This is a genomic window from Arthrobacter sp. UNC362MFTsu5.1, from assembly GCF_000685965.1.
GTDB lineage: Bacteria > Actinomycetota > Actinomycetes > Actinomycetales > Micrococcaceae > Arthrobacter.
The window spans coordinates 39,208-57,708 of the sequence record NZ_JMLE01000028.1; the positions used below are offsets into that span (position 1 = coordinate 39,208).

The 18,501-nt window shown below is 66.7% G+C and carries 20 protein-coding genes; 11 read left to right on the forward strand and 9 right to left on the reverse strand.

The window, feature by feature from the left end; translation table 11 throughout:
• The first annotated feature begins 10 nt into the window (after positions 1 to 10).
• The 3 genes from BS38_RS0119995 (at position 11) to BS38_RS0120005 (ending at position 2,719) form a co-directional block, all read left to right on the forward strand.
• Complete coding sequence (locus BS38_RS0119995) at positions 11 to 892, forward strand: transketolase (protein ID WP_197025001.1); 882 nt, start codon at positions 11 to 13, stop codon at positions 890 to 892.
• Positions 889 to 1,911: a transketolase family protein gene (locus BS38_RS0120000; RefSeq protein WP_028272402.1), complete on the forward strand. Its 1,023-nt coding sequence runs from the start codon at positions 889 to 891 to the stop codon at positions 1,909 to 1,911. Before BS38_RS0119995 ends, BS38_RS0120000 begins: the two co-directional genes overlap by 4 nt.
• A gap of 148 nt (positions 1,912 to 2,059) precedes the next feature.
• Positions 2,060 to 2,719 carry a GntR family transcriptional regulator gene (locus BS38_RS0120005; protein ID WP_028272403.1) on the forward strand — a complete coding sequence of 220 codons (660 nt, stop codon included), beginning with the start codon at positions 2,060 to 2,062 and terminating at the stop codon, positions 2,717 to 2,719.
• Positions 2,720 to 2,765: 46 nt separating this feature from the next.
• On the opposite strand, the gene BS38_RS0120010 is transcribed toward BS38_RS0120005, so the two are convergent.
• The gene (locus BS38_RS0120010; RefSeq protein WP_028272404.1) at positions 2,766 to 3,548 is read right to left on the reverse strand and encodes an SDR family NAD(P)-dependent oxidoreductase; all 783 of its coding nucleotides are present in this window, start codon (positions 3,546 to 3,548) and stop codon (positions 2,766 to 2,768) included.
• 122 nt (positions 3,549 to 3,670) lie between these two features.
• On the opposite strand from BS38_RS0120010, the gene BS38_RS0120015 reads away from it, so the two are divergent.
• On the forward strand, positions 3,671 to 4,036 hold the full coding sequence (locus tag BS38_RS0120015; RefSeq protein WP_028272405.1) for a VOC family protein: 366 nt from the start codon (positions 3,671 to 3,673) through the stop codon (positions 4,034 to 4,036).
• On the opposite strand, the gene BS38_RS0120020 is transcribed toward BS38_RS0120015, so the two are convergent.
• Genes BS38_RS0120020 through BS38_RS0120035 form a run of 4 tightly spaced genes read right to left on the reverse strand, consistent with a single transcriptional unit; the run spans position 4,033 to position 7,671 of the window.
• On the reverse strand, positions 4,033 to 5,736 hold the full coding sequence (locus BS38_RS0120020) for a DUF4389 domain-containing protein (RefSeq protein WP_028272406.1): 1,704 nt from the start codon (positions 5,734 to 5,736) through the stop codon (positions 4,033 to 4,035). The two genes, BS38_RS0120015 and BS38_RS0120020, sit on opposite strands and share 4 nt — an antisense overlap.
• Before the next feature lie 41 nt (positions 5,737 to 5,777).
• Positions 5,778 to 6,221, reverse strand: a complete 444-nt coding sequence (locus BS38_RS0120025; protein ID WP_028272407.1) for a flavodoxin family protein — start codon at positions 6,219 to 6,221, stop codon at positions 5,778 to 5,780.
• The gene (locus BS38_RS0120030; protein WP_028272408.1) at positions 6,218 to 7,273 is read right to left on the reverse strand and encodes a zinc-dependent alcohol dehydrogenase family protein; all 1,056 of its coding nucleotides are present in this window, start codon (positions 7,271 to 7,273) and stop codon (positions 6,218 to 6,220) included. The genes BS38_RS0120025 and BS38_RS0120030 overlap by 4 nt, the downstream gene beginning before the upstream one ends.
• On the reverse strand, positions 7,270 to 7,671 hold the full coding sequence (locus BS38_RS0120035) for a hypothetical protein (protein ID WP_156037192.1): 402 nt from the start codon (positions 7,669 to 7,671) through the stop codon (positions 7,270 to 7,272). Before BS38_RS0120035 ends, BS38_RS0120030 begins: the two co-directional genes overlap by 4 nt.
• Positions 7,672 to 7,952: 281 nt before the next feature.
• Between BS38_RS0120035 and BS38_RS0120040 the strand changes: the two genes are divergently transcribed.
• The gene (locus BS38_RS0120040; protein ID WP_028272410.1) at positions 7,953 to 8,249 is read left to right on the forward strand and encodes a hypothetical protein; all 297 of its coding nucleotides are present in this window, start codon (positions 7,953 to 7,955) and stop codon (positions 8,247 to 8,249) included.
• A 78-nt stretch (positions 8,250 to 8,327) separates the two neighbouring features.
• Positions 8,328 to 9,920 (forward strand): amidohydrolase, encoded by a 1,593-nt coding sequence (locus BS38_RS0120045; protein ID WP_028272411.1) that lies wholly within the window; start codon positions 8,328 to 8,330, stop codon positions 9,918 to 9,920.
• A 97-nt stretch (positions 9,921 to 10,017) separates the two neighbouring features.
• Here the strand turns inward: BS38_RS0120045 and BS38_RS0120050 are convergent, their stop codons facing one another.
• Positions 10,018 to 10,524: a hypothetical protein gene (locus BS38_RS0120050; protein WP_028272412.1), complete on the reverse strand. Its 507-nt coding sequence runs from the start codon at positions 10,522 to 10,524 to the stop codon at positions 10,018 to 10,020.
• 143 nt (positions 10,525 to 10,667) lie between these two features.
• Between BS38_RS0120050 and BS38_RS0120055 the strand changes: the two genes are divergently transcribed.
• On the forward strand, positions 10,668 to 12,047 hold the full coding sequence (locus BS38_RS0120055; RefSeq protein WP_028272413.1) for an HNH endonuclease signature motif containing protein: 1,380 nt from the start codon (positions 10,668 to 10,670) through the stop codon (positions 12,045 to 12,047).
• Here BS38_RS0120055 and BS38_RS0120060 read toward each other — a convergent pair.
• Positions 12,036 to 13,340, reverse strand: a complete 1,305-nt coding sequence (locus tag BS38_RS0120060; RefSeq protein ID WP_028272414.1) for a hypothetical protein — start codon at positions 13,338 to 13,340, stop codon at positions 12,036 to 12,038. The two genes, BS38_RS0120055 and BS38_RS0120060, sit on opposite strands and share 12 nt — an antisense overlap.
• Positions 13,341 to 13,940: 600 nt before the next feature.
• Here BS38_RS0120060 and BS38_RS0120065 point away from each other — a divergent pair.
• Positions 13,941 to 14,558 carry a uracil-DNA glycosylase gene (locus BS38_RS0120065; protein ID WP_028272415.1) on the forward strand — a complete coding sequence of 206 codons (618 nt, stop codon included), beginning with the start codon at positions 13,941 to 13,943 and terminating at the stop codon, positions 14,556 to 14,558.
• A gap of 12 nt (positions 14,559 to 14,570) precedes the next feature.
• Here BS38_RS0120065 and BS38_RS0120070 read toward each other — a convergent pair whose 3' ends face one another.
• Both BS38_RS0120070 and BS38_RS25770 read right to left on the reverse strand, forming a co-directional pair.
• Positions 14,571 to 15,800, reverse strand: coding sequence for a type II toxin-antitoxin system HipA family toxin (locus BS38_RS0120070; protein WP_028272416.1), 1,230 nt, complete (start codon positions 15,798 to 15,800; stop codon positions 14,571 to 14,573).
• Positions 15,797 to 16,057 (reverse strand): type II toxin-antitoxin system Y4mF family antitoxin, encoded by a 261-nt coding sequence (locus BS38_RS25770; protein WP_051629047.1) that lies wholly within the window; start codon positions 16,055 to 16,057, stop codon positions 15,797 to 15,799. Before BS38_RS25770 ends, BS38_RS0120070 begins: the two co-directional genes overlap by 4 nt.
• 168 nt (positions 16,058 to 16,225) lie before the next feature.
• On the opposite strand from BS38_RS25770, the gene BS38_RS0120080 reads away from it, so the two are divergent.
• From BS38_RS0120080 to BS38_RS0120090, 3 genes are all read left to right on the forward strand, one after another.
• Entirely contained in the window at positions 16,226 to 16,933 is a 708-nt protein-coding gene (locus tag BS38_RS0120080) for a FadR/GntR family transcriptional regulator (protein ID WP_028272417.1), read from the forward strand.
• A gap of 69 nt (positions 16,934 to 17,002) precedes the next feature.
• Positions 17,003 to 18,046, forward strand: a complete 1,044-nt coding sequence (locus tag BS38_RS0120085; protein WP_028272418.1) for an asparaginase — start codon at positions 17,003 to 17,005, stop codon at positions 18,044 to 18,046.
• Positions 18,047 to 18,091: 45 nt separating this feature from the next.
• Positions 18,092 to 18,501: lyase family protein (locus BS38_RS0120090; protein WP_028272419.1), on the forward strand; the 410-nt coding region annotated here is incomplete at its 3' end.

An 18,501-nucleotide genomic window follows, 5' to 3' on the forward strand; every position in this document is an offset into this window, starting at 1 on the left:
AGAAGCCCGCATGACCGCCACGCAGGAAACCGTGGCCACCGCCGCGGAACGCATCCACAACGTTTCAGCCGCGGCCTACCGGATCCGCCACCACGCCCTGAACATGGGCGAGGTCCAGGGCCAGGGCTACGTGGGCCAGGCCCTCGGCGCAGCGGATATGCTGGCCGCCGTCTACGCGGACCAGCTCCGCTTCCAGGCCGCCGACCCCGAATGGGAAGGCCGGGACAGGTTCCTGCTCTCCACCGGGCACTACGCGATCGGACACTACGCCGCCCTGGCCGAAGCCGGGATCGTCCCGGTGGAGGAACTCGAGACGTACGGCTCGGACGACTCCCGGCTGCCGATGTCCGGAATGTCCACCTACACCCCGGGCATGGAAATCTCCGGCGGTTCCCTGGGCCACGGCCTCACTATCGCGGTGGGCATGGCCCTCGGACTCCGCTACCAGGGCTCCACGGCGAGGGTGTACAACTTCCTCTCCGACGGCGAACTGGACGAAGGCTCCACCTGGGAGGCCGCCATGGGCGCGCACCACCACCAGCTGGGCAACCTGACCGCCATGGTGGACATCAACGCCCTGCAGGCTGACGGGAAAACGGACACCGTGCTCCGCACCGAGCCCGTGACAGAAAAGTGGGAATCCTTCGGCTGGTACACCCAGCGGGTGGACGGCAACAACATGGCAGAACTCCTGCAGGCGTTCGACAACGCCGCCGCCCAGGCCGCCGCCGTCGGACGTCCTTCGGTGATCCTGTGCGACACGAAGGTGGGCCGCGGAGTGCCGCTGCTGGAAGAGCGCGAAAAGGCGCACTTCATGCGCATCGAGGAACACGAATGGCAGCAATGCCGCGAACAACTGACCGCAGGATATGAAGGAAGGGCAAGCCGATGAGCACCGCCACCGCTTCGAAGGGCACGGCTTCAACGGGTACCGCCCCCAAGCTGAAGACCTCGGCCATGATCGCGTCCTTCGCCGATCCCGGCCAGAAAACCGCCTCCGCACCGTTCGGGCACGCCCTGGTGAAGGCCGCGCAGGAGAACGACAGGATCGTTGGCCTCACCGCGGACCTGGGCAAATACACGGACATGCACATCTTCGCGCAGGCCTTCCCGGAGCGGTTCTTCCAGATGGGCATGGCCGAACAGCTGCTCTTCGGTGCGGCCGCGGGCCTGGCCGAAACCGGCCTGGTGCCGTTTGCGTCCACGTACTCGGTGTTCGCGGCACGGCGGGCCTACGACTTCCTCTGCCTGGACAGCGCCGAACCGAACCTGAACGTGAACATCGTGGGCGGCCTGCCCGGCCTGACCACCGGCTACGGCCCCAGCCACCAGGCCACCGAGGACATGGCGATCTTCCGCGGCATGCCCAACCTGACCATCGTTGACCCCTGCGACTCGATCGACATCGAACAGGCCGTCCCCCAGCTCGCGGCCAGCGAGGGCCCCACGTACCTGCGGCTGCTTCGCGGCAACGTGCCCACGGTCCTGGACGAATACGGCTACACCTTCGAGCTCGGCAAGGCGAAGGTCCTGCGCGGCGGGAACGACGTCGTCTTCATCTCCAGCGGACTCATGACCATGCGTGCACTGCAGGCCGCCAAGGCACTGGCGGAGCACAACGTGGACGTCGCCGTCGTGCACACCCCCACCATCAAGCCCTTCGACGCAGCCACCGTCCTCGCCGAAATCAACACGGACCGCCTGGCAGTGACGCTGGAAAACCACAGCGTGATCGGAGGCCTGTTCGAAACCGTGGCCTCCGCCGTCGTCACCGCCGGGCTGGGCAAGAAAGTGGTTCCCGTCGCGTTGCCGGACGAGTTCCTCGACGCAGGCGCCCTGCCCACCCTCCACGAACGCTACGGCCTGTCCGTCCAGCGGATCGTGGCGAAAGTCCTCGCGGAACTGGGCTAGCGCAGGACGGTCACCAGACCGACGGCGGAAGCGCGGACCGGACACGAGACGGTTCCGCGCTTCTGCCGTAACATCAACTGTTAACACATCGACTGTAAACAGTCGACCACTGACATTCAGTCGACACTGACATTGAGGACGTACCACGATGGCCGGAGCAACAGCACCCCTGCTGGGACTGCAAAAGCGGAGCCTCCGCGAGCAGGCCCTTTCCGCGCTGCGCACCGCCATCACCAGCGGCGAGCTGGAACCCGGGCGGCACCTGGTGGAAACCGAACTCTCGGACATGCTCCAGATCAGCCGGGGGACTCTTCGGGAAGCGCTGCGGCAGCTGGAGCAGGAAGGGCTGCTGTCAGCGGGCCCGCGCGGCCGGCTGTCCGTCCGGCACCTCGATGCCAAGGAGATCCGGGACATCTACTCCGTGCGCGCCGCGCTGGAGTCACTGGCTGCCCGCACCCTGTGTGAACTTCCGGACCGCCAGCACGTCATCGGTTCGCTGCGCGCGGCCATCGGCGCCATGGATGCCGCCACCAAGGGAACCCTCGAGGAGCGGATCGAATCCGACCTCGAATTCCACCGCACCCTGTGCCGCCTCACCGGCAACGAGACACTGCTCCACTCCTGGGAATCACTCGAAGGCTCCATCAGGATGTCCATCATGTTCGCCGGGCTGGAAAAAGGCGTGTCGAACATGAGCGTGGACCGGCACCACGACATTGTGGCCGCCATCGAAACCGGGGATGCCTCCCTGGCACGCAAGACCATCCGCGAACACATGGACACCGCCGCGGATAACCTGGTGGCCTAGGAGCCGTTGGCCTGGCGGACAGCGACCGGGACGGCGGGGCAAGGCCTCAGTAGTCCACGATCGCGCCGCAGGAAATGTTCACGGTGGCGTCGGTGATGGCGCCTGCCCGGTCCGAGGCGATAAAGACCGCCACGTTGCCCACGTCCTCCAGCGTCGCCGTCCGGTTCAGGTGCGCGGTCCGGGTGATTTCCTCCACAATCTCTTCCCGGCCCTCTGCTTGCCAGGGAATGGTTTCCACGATCCCGCCCGTCACCATCGTGACCACCCGGATGCCGTCCTTGCCGAGTTCCAGCGCCCACTGCCGGCGCTGCCCCTCCATGGCGTCCAGCGCGATCTTGAACCCGCCCAGCCCGTGCAGGGTCTGCGGTCCGGAGCCGCCGAACATCAACACGACGCCGGAACGCTGCTTGACCATGTGACGCGCCGCCGCCCGGGTGGTGAGGAAGTGCGTCCGGGTAGCCGCGGTGATGGGCTGGCTGAAGTCGTCCGCGGAGATGTCCATCAGCGGCTGCTGGACGTCCCCGTACGAGATGAGGTTGAAGGAGATGTCGATCCGCCGGGTCTTTTTTGCGGCCTGGTCCACGAAGGCGTTCACTTGGCTTTCGTCCAGGGCGTCGACGACGGCGGTGTCCGCGCTGCCGCCTGCCTCACGGATGTCCCGGGCTACTTTGAGGAGGCGGGATTCCGTCCGGCCGGCCAGGAAGACGTCCGCGCCTTCCGCTGCGAAGGCCCGGGCGACAGCGCCTCCGATGGGGCCGCCGGCGCCGTAGACGAGGGCTGTTCGGCCCTGCAGGAGACCGGTTGGCCCGGTAGCGTTTTCCAGCGGCATTGCGGGCCTCCTGCCCGGAAGTGGACGATTCCTCCCACTATCTGCCTGTGGGCGGCAGGTGGCAAGGGCATCGCGTTTCCGTGTGCCTTGACAGCAGGGCTGGCCGGGAGCAGATTCGGACCATGGTGCAGTCAGGATTCCCCATTCTTGTCACGCCCGATCTGGACCGGTTGCTCGCCTTCTACCGGGACCTGCTGGGCGGGAAAATATCGTACTCATTCCCTGCGGAGGGCCCGCCCGTGTACGTCGGCCTGCAGCTTGGCTCGATGGCCCTGGGCATCGGCGTGGACAGCGCTACGAAGACCGGGCCGGACGGGCAGCGGATCTCGTTGTGGTTCTACGTTGACGACTGCGACGCCACCGTGGAGTCGCTGCGCAGCGGCGGAGCCACCATCACCAAGGATCCGCAGGACCAGCCGTGGGGCGAACGCGTGGCATACCTGCAGGACCCGGACGGAAACCTGGTGGTGATCGCAACCGGCTCCTAGGGCTGGCGGGGTTCGCCCGGCGGTTCGGTGCGCGGCGGCTCGGTGCGCGGGGACTCCGGAGTGGCCGGAGGCATTCCCGTTTGGGAGGCGGGGACCGGCGGCGGCAGGTAGCCGGCCGGCGGGGCGTCGGCCGGATCCATCGGGCCCATGTCGAGGCGGAACGGCGGGTATTCGTCACGCATCAGGGCCACGTAGGCAATGACGCGGTGCGTCCAGCGGTTCAGGCCGATCAGCAGGTCAAAGAGCCTCCGGCCGAAGCGCCCTGTGAAGAGCAGACTGAAGCCGGCCACGATCACCAGCAGTCCTATCAGCGAGATCCCGCCGCCGCCCTGGTATCCCACCCAGGTTCCATCAACCCAGGTACCGTCCACCCACCTGCCATCCACCCACGTGCGCCGGCTGCCCCAGGTGCTCGCCGCGCCGGAGAATGCCGAGACAATGAGGAGTTGCGGAAGGGCCAACAGCCACCATTTGATCAGCACCAGTCCCCGGGACAGTTGCTCGGGGTACTCGACGTCGAAATCCGCCGGGTAGTCGGTCCGCGCCAGCGTGAAGGGCGGGTAGCGGTCCGTCCCGATGGCTGCGTAGGCGTAGAAGGCCACGCGCCAGTTCCACCGCAGGACGCCCACGTTGAAGTTGAACAGCGAGCGCGGGTACCGGCCGGTGAACAGGATGGCGAAGCCGGCCACGATGGTGGTCACGAAGAATGCGAACCAGAGGAAGAACAGCACGATGTAGTGCGGGATCGCCAGGAACCACTTGATGAGCCACATTCCACGGGAAAGCCCTGGATCGAGGTAGCCGTTGAGCCGGACCGGGTATCTGGAGGTATCCGAGGGCTGCGGGTCCGTGGGGAGCGGCGTGCGGCCTCCTGCCGGCGGGACCGCCGCGGCCGCTGTGGGATAAGGCGCTGTGGGATACGGCGTTGCGGCGTACGGTGCGGCGGCCCCCGGCGCCGGGGCTTCCGGGCCGCCGGGCATGCCCGCCGGTTCCATGTGTCCGGCGGCCGGGTAATGCGGCGGCGGACCGTGCCTGCCCAGTCCGGCGGCGCCGGCAACGATGAGCGGCACGCCCACGGCCAGCAGCGCGATGCCGCCGATCAGCAGCCCGATAAAGACTGGCCACAACAGATCGGACCGAACGCCGGCCTGCAGGTCAACGGAAACAGGAGCGGCGCCGTCGGCGTTCATGACCACCACAGCCCAGCGGCCGCTGCGGAGGTCCCACTCAATCTGCTGGGTCCCGGTTCCCTGGGCAGACGTGGACCAGAATGGCAGCGCCCCGGGCGCAGCGGGCTCTGCACTGCCGGGGACCTCACGGTACTCCACGCGGAACGGGTAGGAGTCCAACTTGGTGATCTCGGAATGCCGGACGTTGTCGAGGTACCGGGCCACGTCTTCCTGCGGTCCGATGCCGATAAAGATCTGCTTTCCGGACGCCGCCGTGCCGCGCAACAGCAGGCGGCCGGCGCTGTCCGCCGGCAGGACGTCCGGCAGTTCCTCGTCCACCAGGATGTCCAGGCCGGGCGAGGTGATGGCCCGGGTGGCCACGTCGTAGCGTTCGGTGGGCGTGGTCAAATACCCGTTGTCGCGCTGCTGGAAGTTGACCCATCCGACAAAGCCGGCACCAGTCAGCAGCCCAAGCCCCATCAGGGCGGCGAGGGTGCCGAGCACCAGCATGACTATCCGGCCTGGTTTCATGGCCGCAGTCCTTTCTTGCCTCTTGCCTGGCCCCCCGGCGGCTATCCACCCACTCTTTTGAGCAGGTCCGCGGCCCATGCGGCCGCTTTGTCGAGTTCCCCGCTGCGGAGCGGGCCCTCGCTGCCTTTGACGTAAAAGGGCATGGGCTTGGAGATGATCTCCGCGCCGCCGGCCTTCAGCGATTCGGTCATCTTCCGGGCCGCGTCGCCATGGATGAACAGCCGCACTCGGGTGTCGAAGGCTGCCGCTTTGACGCCCGCAAGCCGGCCGTCGCCGAGGCTGGACAGCAGCTCGGTGATCTTCGGCGTCGGCCGCCAGCCGTTGATGGGGCTTCCGACCACGAGCAGGTCTCCCTCTGTGAGCGCGGTGGCCTGGAAGTCCGTCACGGAAACAGCCTGGGCCTGAGGCCCGAGGCCCGCCACGATGGCCTCGGCCACCTGCCTGGTGTTTCCGTAGGCGGAGTCGTAGACCACCAGGGCTTTCACGCCTTGATCACCACTTTGAGCGCCTTGGTTTCCGCGGCGCGGGCGAAGGTGTCGTAGGCGTCCATGAACTGGTCAAACGTGAAGTGGTGGGTGCCGAATTTCTCCGCGGGCACCTTCTTCTGGGCCACGAGCTTCAGGAGCATCGGTGTGGTGTTGGCATTGACCAGGCCCATGCTGATGTTGATGTTCTGGATCCAGAGGTTCTCCACATGCAGTTCCACGGACTTGCCGTGCACACCCACGTTGGCCACGTTGCCGCCGGGACGGACGATGTCCGCGCACATGGTGAAGGTCGCCGGAATGCCCACCGCTTCGATGGCCACATCCACCCCCTGCCCGTCCGTGAGCGCCAGCACCTGTTCCTTCCAGTCGGCGTCGCCGGAGAGGACAACGTTGGTGGCGCCGAACTCGCGGGACTTTTCCAGCCGGTTGGCGTCCAGGTCGATGGCGATGATGGTCGCCGCGCCGTACAGCCCGGCGGTGGCGATGGCTGCCAACCCGACCGGGCCCGCGCCCACAACTGCCACGGTGTCCCCCGGCTTGACGCGTCCGTACTGCACACCGATTTCAAAGCCGGTGGGCAGGATGTCGGAGAGCATCACGGCCTGGTCGTCGCTGACCCCTTCAGGGAGGAGGTGCAGCGAGTTCTCCGCGTACGGCACGCGCACGTATTCGGCCTGCGTGCCGTCGATCAGGTGTCCGAAGACCCAGCCGATGCCCGCCGCCCCTTCCTCGCCCATGCAGTGCGAGTACAGGCCGGTCTTGCAGTTGGCACAGTGGCCGCAGGACTTGATGCAGGAGATGATGACCCGGTCCCCCACCTTCAGGCTCGTAACAGAAGAACCCACCTCGGTGATGGTTCCCACGCCTTCGTGGCCCAGGATCCGGCCCTTCTGCACCGCCGGCACGTCTCCCTTGAGAATGTGCAGGTCCGTTCCACAGATAGTGGTGGTGTCCACTTTGACGATCACGTCACTGGGATTCTGGATCGTGGGATCCGGGACGTCGGTCCACGACTTTTCGCCGGGGCCTCCGTACACGAGCGCTTTCATGCGTACTCCTTCACTCTGTGGATGAAGCCGGGATCCACGATTTTCACGCGGCACGGCACAACCGAGCTGTCCACGCCTGTGGCCAGCCGGGACAGGCGCGCACATTCATGGAGCTGCTCAAGGACCGTGTCGGTAACCCGTGCACGGGAAAGATCGATGGTGAGCTCCTTGCCGTGCAGCAGCGACGTTGTTCGCCGCGCCACTACATACAGCGCACGGAGGCTGGCCCCTGTCACCACGCCGCGGACTTCCAGGCTGGCGGCCTCCAGGTCCGCTTCAATGCGAACCACGATCTTCAGCCGGTGCTCTGAATGTTCGTAATGGGTGGTGGATGGGGCTCCATGACGGGAATGGACGGCGGGTCGGGTACCCAGGACAGTTCGTGCGTGCTGATTCATGAAGCCGGGTCTCCTGCTATGTCCGGGAGGCGCACTGCGCCAGCCCTTCCCCAATTTTTTAGCGAGACCGGTTGCTGATCGGCGGAGCATTTCCCCTCCCCAAGGTGCGTGCGTGAGTAACGCAGACGTGAGATGCCCCACATCAAGGATGGCGGCTCTGCGCAGCAAGGGTAAGGGACGAAAGTCCCTGATGCGGAGCCCTTGACAGGAGACTTTGCCAGGTCAAATATGGGCCCTGCCCGGCAAATCCTGCCGTCCGAAGTTTCACCTGAGGAGCAGAAATGGCTACCAATGCCTACGGAGTTGTGCATTTTTTCGCTGGGGGCACGCAGGACCAGTACGACGCATCAATTGCCGCGGTTCATCCGGGCGAGGGGCTCCTGCCGGACGGCCAGCTTTTCCATGCAGCAGGCCCGTCGGAGGGTGGGTGGACCATCATGGCCGTCCACGAATCAAAGGAGAGTTGGGAGGCGTTCCGGGACGGCATCCTCATGCCGCGCATGCAGGCGGGCATCGAGGGCGGCTTCGCAGCACCGCCCGAAGAGACAACGGTCGATCTCTACAAAATCCTGCCGTAGCAGTCGTGATTGGCCTCCCGGCGGATGCTGCACGGGATCAGGAGCCGTGCGGAGGCGAACTCCTAGTAGCCTGTCCGCATGCCTGTCTCCGCCGCACCTGAACTCGTCCTGGCCTCCGTCCGGCAGCCCGGTGAGACCGACTGTTCGGACATTCACATCGCCAATGGGGTTGTTACCCGGATTTCGGCTGCGGAGCAGCAGCCGGCCGGCGCCAGGCCAGCCGCTGCCGGGACCGGTGGTGCCAGCATGGCTGGTGCCCGCATCGTCGACTGCGGCGGCCGGAACATCATCCCGGGACTGTGGGACGAACATGTGCACATGACCCAGTGGGCCATGGCTGCCAACCGGATCGACCTGTCGCACGCCACATCGGCGCGGGACGCGGTCGACGTCGTTCGTTCAAGGATCGAAGAAGGCCCGGGCGGCAATCGCCGCAAGGATGAGAACGACGGCGGGGCGGGGCCCACGCTGGTGGGCGTCGGCTTCCGCGACGCCGTCTGGGCGGACGTGCCCAGCCTGGCGATGCTCGATGCCGCGACTCACGGAGTGCCTGCAGCGCTGATCAGCCACGACCTCCACTGCGTCTGGCTGAACAGTGCCGCCGCCCGGCGCTACGGGGTGGAGGTTGACGCCGGCGGCCTGCTGCGGGAGGACGCTGCGTTTGCGCTGACCCGTGAGCTGGGCCGGCTGCCGGACTCAGTGGTTGACGCCTGGGTGGGCGACGCTGCCCGTAAGGCCGCCGCCCGCGGCGTGGTGGGGATCGTGGACTTCGAGATGACCTGGAACCGCGACGTGTGGCTCCGGCGTATCACTGGCGGCTTCGGTTCCCTCCGGGTGGAGGCGGGCGTCTATCCGGAGCATCTGGACCGCGCGCGGCTCGAGGCCATGCGGACAGGGCAGGAAATTCCGGGCGGGAACGGCCTGCTCCGGGTGGGCCCGCTCAAGGTGCTGATCGACGGCTCGCTAAACACCCGGACCGCCTACTGCGTGGATCCATACCCGTACGGCGGACGGGGCCTGCTCACCGTCAGCGAACCGGAACTGCTGGCGCTGCTGGCCCGGGCCAGGGAGGCCGGCTTCGTTCCTGCGGTCCACGCGATCGGCGATGCCGCCAACCAGGTGGCGCTGAACGCTTTCGAGGCGGCCAGCATCACCGGACGGATCGAACATGCCCAGTTTGTGCGGCAGGAGGACTTCGCGCGTTTTGGCCGGCTCGGCCTGACCGCCAGCGTCCAGCCGGCACACGCCCTCGATGACCGCGACGCCGCCGACGCCAACTGGGGTGACCGCACCGACAGAGCCTTTCCGTTGCGGTCCCTGCTGGCCGCCGGGGCCACGCTGGCGCTGGGTTCGGACGCCCCGGTGGCACCGCTGGATCCGTGGACCGCGATGTCGGCAGCGACCACCAGGTCAGGCCTCGACGGACGCGCACCGTGGCACCCGGAACAGGCAATCACGCGGAAGGAGGCCCTGGCGGCGTCTGCCCGTGGACGCAGCCGGATCAGGGTGGGCGACCCGGCTGACATCGCGGTGCTCGACGCCGATCCGCTCGGCGTCCCGGACGAAGTGTTCGCCTCGATGCCGGTGGCGGCAACGCTCATTGCCGGCCGGTTCACGTTCGCCGACGGCTTGACGGACGACGGCGGCGGGACGGTTGCGTCCGGATCCTGACCAAGCGCGAACGGACACCTACGGCCCCTACGGACCGCCCGCCGTCGTGCCACAACAGCGCGAACGGACACCTACGGCCCTTGCGTAAGCCCGGCGCTTATCCCTTGACCCGGGCTTGGACCAGGTTGGCGAACGGCAGGCGGCCGAATTCCTCACGGAAGGCTGCGTGATATGCGGCCTCCGCCTGGTTCAGCCCGCCGGCGGGCAACTCTTTCCAGGCTATGAGCAGGGACTTGGTGTTTGCGAGTTGCCAGATGAGCCGCCCGTCCCAGTGTCCGGGAGGCTTGCCGTTGCCAAAGTCCAGGAATTCCTGGATCTGCCGGCGGAGGCCGCGGTTGCCTCTGCTTCCCGGCCCGGCCTTTCCGACGTAGAGGACCTCCGCGCCGTCGACCCATTCGGCCGCGAGCTTTTCGGCGGTGAGCGAGGGGTCCTTTTTCTTGAACACCCCGGCGGTGCTCTTGGCAAGGAACTGGACCTGGAATCCTTCAGGCTGGATAACGGCGAAGACTCCGGGCGCCTGCGGGATCCGGTTGATGTCGACTTCCGCGAAGGTCCTGAAGCCGGCGAAACCGTCCTCCCGGAGCGCCCTTTTGTTGACCAGCATGATGGGGTCCTTGGCTCGTGTAAACGTGGGAACGGCGTCGGCCGCCAAGGAAACTCTAGCCGGATGAGCGCGGCGGCCGTTCGTTGTGCCCGCATCATCTCCGTGCCGGCTTGAATGTCGGTGGTCGCGGAGACACTTGATGCATGGACGGCGGTCAGGAGCCGGAACGGGCTTCGAAAACAGCGGACGGGGTGTCGATCACCGAAATGATCGCCGCCCTGGCTAGTGCCCGGCCTGCGGCCGACGGTGCAGGGATGATCGACCAGCTCCATAAACTCGAGGAACTGAAGTCCGCGGCGGCCGCGCTGCAGGCCAGCGTCGCGGTTGCCTTTGACCTCAGCCAGCGCCGTTGCCAGGCTCGTGCGGGAGTCCCCGCCGAAGAACTCGGCACGGGCGTCGCTGCGCAGATCGCCCTCGCCCGGCGGGAATCGCCAGCCAGGGGCAGCCGGCTGCTGGGCTTGGCGAAGGCGCTCGTCACGGAGATGCCGCACACCCTTGCCGGGCTGCAGTCGGGCCGGCTCAGCGAATGGCGCGCAACGCTCCTGGTCCGTGAAACCGCCTGCCTCTCCCCTGCTGACCGCAGCGCCGTTGACGAGGAATTGGCGTCCGACGTCGGGAGGTTCAGTGGAGCAGGCGATCGTGCGGTGATTGCCGCGGCACGGTCCGCAGCATATCGGCGTGATCCGAGGTCCGTTGCGGACCGGGCCGGCCACGCCGCCGCCGAGCGCCATGTCAGCCTCCGCCCCGCGCCCGACACCATGTGCTATCTGACGGCATTCCTCCCAGTCGCGGAGGGCGTGGCCGTCCACGCGGCACTGACGAGGAATGCGAACGCGTTGCGATCCGGCGGCGATTCACGTTCCCGCGGCCAGATCATGGCCGATGCGCTGGTAGAACGCGTCACGGGAACGTCGGGAGGCATCAGCGGGGTCGAGATCCAGCTGGTCATGACGGACCGCACGCTTTTCCAAGGCGACAGCGAGCCGGCCAGGCTTCCGGGTTACGGAGTGGTCCCCGCCGGGTGGGCCCGGGAGATCGCTGCCCAGGGCCAAGGCCGGGACCGTCCGCTGAACGTTTGGCTGCGGCGGCTCTACACCGCCCCTGGCAGCGGGGATCTCGTGGGCATGGACTCCAGGGCGAGACTCTTCCCGCCCGGATTGGGCCGCTTGATCCAGATCCGCGACCACACCTGCCGCACGCCATATTGCGACGCTCCGATCAGGCACCTGGACCATGTCCTGCCCTGGCGCAGCGGCGGGACCACTAGTCAGGGCAACGGGGCTGGGCTCTGCGAAGCCTGCAACCACACCAAGGAAGCCCCCGGCTGGCGGTCCCGTCCCAAGACGGGGCCCCGGCACACCCTGCAACTGACCACGCCCACCGGGCACAGCTACCAGTCCACCGCCCCGCCGCTGCCCGGACACCAGCCTCCCGAAGCAGCAGCATCCCGCCGCCGGCGCGAACTCCGGCACCGGGCCAAGGCGCAGAAGCGCGGCCGGATCAGGGATGCGTCAGCGGCCTAGCCGCGTTTCCGGGTCGGTCACCGAGACCGCCTCCGGTCGGGCCTCGACTTCCGGGGTCTGCGGGTCGACGGGAATGCGTCGCGCCTCAATCCCCTTAGCAACATGAAGGATGGTGTCCTCGACGGAATCACCACTGGCTTTGGGAACCGCAGCCACTCCTTCGGCGACGGCAATGGCTGCACCCGCCACGGCCCCGGTCGCCTTCTGGCCAAGGCGCACTACTGATTCGTGCCATTGGGTGCGCTTGATGGCAGCGGATTCCGCCATGCCGAAGTTCGAACTAAAGATCCGCAGCAACCGCTGTAGCTCTTCCGCGGCAGTGTAGAGCCTGGCCATCTCCATGGGATTCGTCACGCGGGTAAACGTATCAACGTCCACTGCCGCCGACACGGCGTCGGACAGATTTTGAAGTGCCGCGGTGGTGCTAGCCATGCGCCGCTCCCGCGACTTGGCTATGTGTCGGGAGTGAGCAGTGGAATCCGATCCGTCATGCGCGCTCCGGACAGCCTCCAGGGAGTCCATACGAACCATGTTTGTGAGAGCCACAGCCGCGATGACCAGCCAATGCTTCAGTTCGCCTTTCGCCGCCGCCTCGGCGGTGCTCACTCGCTTGCCCAGGTTCTTGACGTCGAGACCATCGGTAATGGTGTTGAGGTGGTTTAGGGCAACGGCGTGAGCCTGGGCCAGGGCTGCAGCCTGTCCCGAGACCTGGTCCCAGAGGGCGTCGTTGAGCCAACCGGTTTCCTCGAAGTACCCAAATGCCTTATCCAGGACGTGGGTCGTGCCCTGCACGTTGCCGAGTGCCTCGTCACGGTTGTCGCGGACGATCGTGTCCAGTTTCGCGTCCACAGCCTGAACCAGATCATCGAGTTCTTTGAGGGCCACCCGGATCGCCAAAGTTGCGGCCATGATCTGCACGTTCGCGACTGCGGCAGGGTTGACTGGTGAGGAACTCACTAATTCGATGATCGTGTCGATCCTGCCATCCGACTGTCGAATCACACCGCTGACAATCCCAAGCTTTTCCTCGGTGGACCCGACGAGTTCCAGGAATCGAGCGTAAGACTCCGGAGTCATGTGGAATGAGTTGCCCGGGACATTTGCCGACATAGCCATGGCAGCCGTCCCGGCCAGGCCGGCAAGCAGATCCGCCACCCCTGAGCCTAAGGTCGACCGGCCCTCTTCTTTGACGTCCAGCTTGCGGAAGAGCTCGGCAATTGCTGTCGGGTCGCCTGCCACCAAGGCATCTCTGCCATCGACGTACAGGGAAAGTTCACGGTCATTGTCGGTCATGCCAACATCTTCACACACGCCGGTCCTGGCAGGCGGGCGCCACTTCCGCGCCTCAGGATTGGTGCGGACCAGCAGTGTCCCCCGCCGACACTCAATCCCATCTCCGCAGCGGAATCGAAAGACTGCTATCCCTTGAACATGAACCCGCCAGCGAGGTGGTGGTCCGGCATTGGAAACCGGGCGTGGCGCGGACCGGGTGGCCGAAAATAACAGCCATCTGGAGCCGGAACCACTCGAACACAGCCCTTGGTTCCGCGCATAACCGATAACCATCCCCTGGTGAACAAGGTAGGCGCCGCGGCACTGGCGCTACGCTTTAAACAACAAAGACCTGCAGGTACCTTCGCGATCTCGCTATGGAGACGGCCCGGACATTCACATGTCCCGAACGGCCCGCGTTATCTGAACGGTTACCTGCAGGCGCTTTAAGCGTACGCCCGCTCGGTCCGCCAGAAAATAGGCCGGGAGCCTCTTGCCGTGGAGCCCGGACGGGGCGCCGTAACTTGTGCTTTTGGAAATCCGCAGAACATCAACCCCGGCCAAAAGCGTAGAGTGGAACCAGACGCCTGATTCTGGACGCCGTGTGCTGAGGGAGAAATCGTGACGATTGACTGGGACGAAAAAAAGGCCCTGCTGCAGGAACCGAACATCGCTGCTGTAACCCAGCTTTGCGACGAATTGATGGAAAAGAAGCCGGGCTCCATAGTCCCGTACATCGACCCCGTCCATGACGAGGACGAATGCAGAATCGTCAGTCTCCACGTCAGCCCGGGCAAGGGCACCGAATCTGGCTTCGTGTCGCACTTCAACGACGACGAGGCGGCCCGGAGGGCCACCTCGATCTACGAAATCGTGGAACTGGACCCCCGTTACGTCATGCCGTGGAACGCCTACCCCTGGGTGCGCGACCCCGATCTGCCCTCCGCCCTTAACGTCCAGGAAAAGACGGACGGCCTGCGTCCCTTCCGCCAGTTCCTGAAGATCAACAAGCGTGTCTCGGCCATCATCGCGCATGGCACGGATGCCCAGACCTTCCTGACCCTCTTCGAAAAGACCTATCACCAGTCCCTGAAGAACTCCGGCATCAAGATCTACAAGGCCAGCGCCCTCGGTGGCCGGGCGTTCGCGGTCTCGGCGAACAAGCAGGAAGAGCTGCTGAGTAAGAGCGTGGAAATCTACAAGGACGCGATGCAGCGCGCAGGCATCCAGCACCTCTAGCCGCCGCTTCCCCTACCCTTCGAGCAGCCTGCGCCGGTGCTTGAGCTCCTTGAGCCATGACCTGGTGACCATCGCCGAAAATGGTGAGGCGCCGTCGTCGTTCGTTCCGGCAAAAGCAGTGCCCCGCTCCAGGTCCGCCACCAGCGGACCTGACGCCTTCAACCCCAGCTCCAGCACCTGAACAGCGGCGCGCTCGGCCAGCCCCAGGCCGGTTGCCCAGCCGAGAAAATGCTTCCGCGAGATCCCTGTCCGCTTGCCGTCCAGCGTGAGGGCGAGCGTTTTGTCCCCGTAAACCACGGTGGAGGGGATGTCGTAGACCGGGGCGATGGACCACTCACCCGACGGCTGCTGCACCATGGACACGTTCTTCGCGTGCAGATCGCCGTTCCCGCTCAACCATGCGAAGGCAGCCTGGATGGCCAGGTTCCGCAACGCCGGCAAGGGCGCCGCGCAGTACTCTGCCAGGGCATGGCACACCCGCCCGTACGCCACGTTGTACTTGTCCGCCGGATACAGCGCCAGCACCTGTGCACCGTCCTCGACGGCGAGCCGCTGCACCGCACCGTGCGCACCGCCGGCCAACGGGATCCGGTCAAACCGCTCCACCAGGAGCCCCGGCCGGCCCTCGACGTCCCGGATCAGCCGCACCCTGCTCAGCGGAATCCGCAGCTTGGCCGCGTAACGGAACATCACCAGCTCGTTTTCCACCACATGCGGGAACTCGGGCGCATTGAGCTTGAGGATATAGCGCCGGCCCGCGCTGGCAACGGGCATGGAGATCATCCCGGCGGACAGTTTGTCCTGCACGCCGGCCAGCGCCACGGGATCGATCAGGCCGGAATCGCCCAGCAGCGCGTCGAAATCGACCGGCGCCTTCGGGTTCAGCTCGACGGCGTGCTCATCCGGGTCCAGCGGCTCGCCGTGGCCGACAATCTGAACATCACCCACCGGGTTGGCGCCGGCCGCGATCAGGAGCGACAGGTCATCGTCAACGCTCGTCTTCACCGAGCGCCGCAGCGCATTCAGCCGCCGGCCCTCCGGCAGGAGCCCCGTGAAGTACGGGGGTGCCGCCCCCGCCGCGGACAGCACCGGCTCGGTACTCAACGGCAGGGAACTGGCGACGGCGGGACCTCCCGCCGCGAGGTAGGCCGGCAGGTAGCTGAACTTGGTGCCGCCGTCGTGCCGTTCCAGCCGGGCGGCCAGCACCCCGGCCTTGTAGACATCCGCGACGCGGTGCCTCACGGCCGGGCCTCCGGCAGCTGCCCGTCGATGGCGCGCGCCGCTGACCGCGTCCGGGTGCCCAGCTGAAGCTCCAGGCCGAGCGTTTCAAGCAGCGCCAGGAGTGAATCCAGTTGCACGCTGCGCTTTCCCTGTTCCACAAAGCGGACAAACCGCTCCGAGACTCCCGCAAGCTGGGCAAGGTCGTGCTGGGTCAGCCGCAGGGTGGTCCGGCGGGCCCGGACCTCCGCTGCGAGCCTGTCGGTGAACGCTTCGGTCATCCCGGACCCCTCTCGACAGGCACGAACGTACCGTTTCTTGCTGGATTACCAGTCTAGGAGCGCACACCCGCCAGCGTAAAGGGAAAATCGGAACGAACGTGCCGAGGGCTTGAATCCGGGCTGGAGCCACAGGTTGACACCCCATGTGACCCGTGCCATATTTGAAGCGTGAACCTGTCAGACAGCCGGACAGCCGGACGACGTGACCCGCAGCCCCTGGCCCGCCTCAGCGCGGCAGAGGCCGTCTTCAACGTCCTCCGCGCGGACATCGAGTCCGGCAAACTCGAGGTCGGCGCCAAACTCAGCTCCGAAGCCACCCTCGCCCAGCAGTACGGGGTGAGCCGCTCCGTGGTCCGCGAGGCGCTGCGCTCCTGCAACGCCCTCGGCCTCACCACCACCAAGACCGGCCGGGGCACATTTGTCGTGGCCAGCCGGGTTGCCAAAGATCTGGTACTCGGCCAGTACTCCGCGCTGGACCTCACCGAGGCCCGCCCGCACATCGAGGTTCCGGCAGCCGGCCTGGCCGCCCAACGCCGGACCGCCGAGGAACTGGAAGGGCTGCGGGAGATCGTAGCCGCCATGGCCGCGGAGGACGACCCCGAAGCCTGGGTGGCCCTCGACTCCAGCTTCCACGCAGCCATTGCCCGCGCCAGCCACAACCAGGTGTTCGAAAACGTGGTGGCGGACATCCGCGACGCCCTGGCGCACCAGTCCGAAACCCTCAATATGGTGGCGGACCGACAGCACGCCTCGGACCAGGAACACCAGCGGATCCTGGCCGCCATCGAATCCGGAAACGCCGCCGAGGCCAGCGCCGCAATGCAGGAGCACCTGCAGGCCGTAGGCGCCGCCCTTGACTCCATCCTCGGCCAATAGCCGCAACCCACGCGCACCTCACAACCAACGCCCCGCACGTAACCCGAACCACGTAACCCCAAGGACTCCATGCTTTCCCCTGCCTTGCCCGTCCATGCCCACGCTCCGGTCCCGGACCTGACAGCCCTGCCGCTGCACGCCCCGCTTGCCGTGCAGACCCGCGACGGGCTCGTGGAAAGCGTCCACTACGGCTCCGTGATGGCCACCGCCCCGGACGAATCCGCCGACGGCGGCGTCCGCACGCTGGTGTCCGCCGGCGATCCGCTGGCTCCCTTCTACCCGCGGTCATCGCTCAAGCCGCTGCAGGCCGTGGCCATGGTACGCGCCGGTTTAGACCTCCCCGCCGATCTCCTTGCCCTCACCGCAGCCAGCCATTCCGGGGCGGCAATCCACCGCGACGGCACCCTCCGCATCCTTGAAATGCACGGGCTGACTGCAGCCTCCCTGGAAAACAGCACCGACCTCCCGTACGGCCCGGACGAACGCGAAGAATGGCTCCGTCACGGCGGGACAGCCACGCAAGTTACCCAGAACTGCTCCGGCAAACACGCCGCGATGGCCGCAACATGCGTCATCAACGGCTGGCCTGTCCGCGGTTACCTCAGCCCGGAGCACCCCCTGCAGCAGCTCGTGGCGGCCACCGTCCGCGACCTCACCGGCGAAGAGCCCGAGCGCACCAGCACCGACGGCTGCGGCACGCCCCTGTTCGCCCTCACCCTCCGCGGCATGGCCCGCGCGTTCGGCCGCCTCGCCGCCGCTGCGGTGACTGACCCCGGAAGCCCGGAAGCCGCCGTCGGCCGCGCCATGATGCAGCACCCCGACATGGTGGCGGGCGAGGGCCGCGACGTCACCGAACTGATGCGCCTGCTCCCCGGAGCGGTGGCCAAGGACGGCTTCGAAGGCGTGCAGCTCGTGGGACTCCCGGACGGCCGCGCCGTGGCCGTCAAAATTTCCGACGGCGGGGACCGCGCCCGCATGCCGGTCACCGTCCGCGCACTGGAAGCGCTCGACGTCGACACCGCACCGCTGGCGGGCATCGCCGCCGGTGCCGTCCTGGGCGGCGGCCGTCCCGTCGGCACGCTCACCGCAACCGACTTCGTCCCGGCAACCTAGCCGCCCCTACCAGCCCGTCTCCGCAGCTACGCCCCGAGGATATCCATGACCGCAACCGCAACCCCCGCCGACTTCCGTTCCGAACATGACCTGCTGGGTGACCGCGATGTCCCTGCCGCCGCGTACTGGGGTGTCCACACGCTCCGCGCCGTGGAGAACTTCCCCATCACCGGCCAGCCGCTGTCCTCCAACATGTACCTGGTCCGCGGCCTGGCCGCCGTCAAGCTCGCCGCCGCCCGGACCAACCGCGAACTCGGCCTGCTCGATGCAGAGCGCGCCGACGCCATCGAGGCGGCCTGCTCGGACGTCATGAACGGCAAACTCAGCGAACAGTTCGTCGTGGACGTCATCCAGGGCGGCGCCGGGACGTCCTCGAACATGAACGCCAACGAGGTCATCGCCAACCGCGCCCTGGAAATCCTGGGCCACCCGAAGGGCGACTACGCCCGCCTGCA